Source organism: Fibrobacter sp. UWH6 (assembly GCF_900142465.1).
GTDB lineage: Bacteria > Fibrobacterota > Fibrobacteria > Fibrobacterales > Fibrobacteraceae > Fibrobacter.
Map to the genome: position 1 here is coordinate 1 of NZ_FRAX01000048.1, position 1,070 is coordinate 1,070.

Here is a 1,070-nt window from a genome sequence, read left to right on the forward strand (position 1 = left end):
ATGGCAAAAGAACATTTTGACAGAAGTAAGCCGCACTGCAACATCGGCACCATCGGCCACGTTGACCACGGTAAGACCACTCTGACCGCTGCTATCTGCACCACCCTCGCCGCTAAGGGCCTGGCTGCTGCAAAGCGTTTCGATGAAATCGACAACGCTCCCGAAGAAAAGGCACGTGGTATCACGATTAACACCTCTCACGTGGAATACACTTCTGCTGCACGTCACTACGCACACGTTGACTGCCCGGGCCATGCTGACTACGTCAAGAACATGGTTACTGGTGCTGCTCAGATGGACGGCGCAATTCTCGTCGTTGCTGCTACTGACGGTCCCATGCCCCAGACTCGTGAACACATCCTTCTCGCACACCAGGTTGGCGTGCCCAAGATCGTTGTTTTCATGAACAAGGTTGACATGGTTGATGACGTTGAACTTCTCGACCTCGTCGAAATGGAAGTTCGCGACCTGCTCTCCAAGTACGAATTTGACGGCGACAACGCTCCGATCATTCGCGGTTCTGCACTCAAGGCTCTCGAAGGCGACGCAGAATACCAGGACAAGATCATGGAACTCATGGCTGCTTGCGACGAATACATTCCGCTGCCGGCTCGTGAAACTGAAAAGCCGTTCCTCATGCCGATCGAAGACGTGTTCACCATTACCGGTCGTGGTACCGTTGCTACCGGCCGTATCGAACGCGGTGTTGTTCATCTGAACGACAAGGTCGAACGCATCGGTCTCGGCGAAACTGCCGAATACGTTATTACCGGTGTTGAAATGTTCCGTAAGCTCCTCGACGACGCTCAGGCTGGTGACAACGTTGGTCTCCTCCTCCGCGGCGCTGAAAAGAAGGACATTTCCCGTGGTATGGTGCTCGCAGCTCCCAAGTCTGTGACTCCGCACACCGAATTCAAGGCTGAAATCTACGTTCTGACCAAGGACGAAGGTGGCCGCCACACTCCGTTCATGAACGGCTATCGTCCCCAGTTCTACTTCCGCACCACCGACGTTACTGGTACCATCCAGCTGCCGGAAGGTGTCGAAATGGTGACCCCGGGTGACACCGT

Annotated in this window: 1 protein-coding gene; it reads left to right on the forward strand. The window is 54.8% G+C overall.

Annotated elements, in window-relative coordinates:
* The coding region (gene tuf / locus BUB73_RS16500) for an elongation factor Tu (protein ID WP_073161661.1) at positions 1-1,070 on the forward strand (1,070 nt) is incomplete at its 3' end.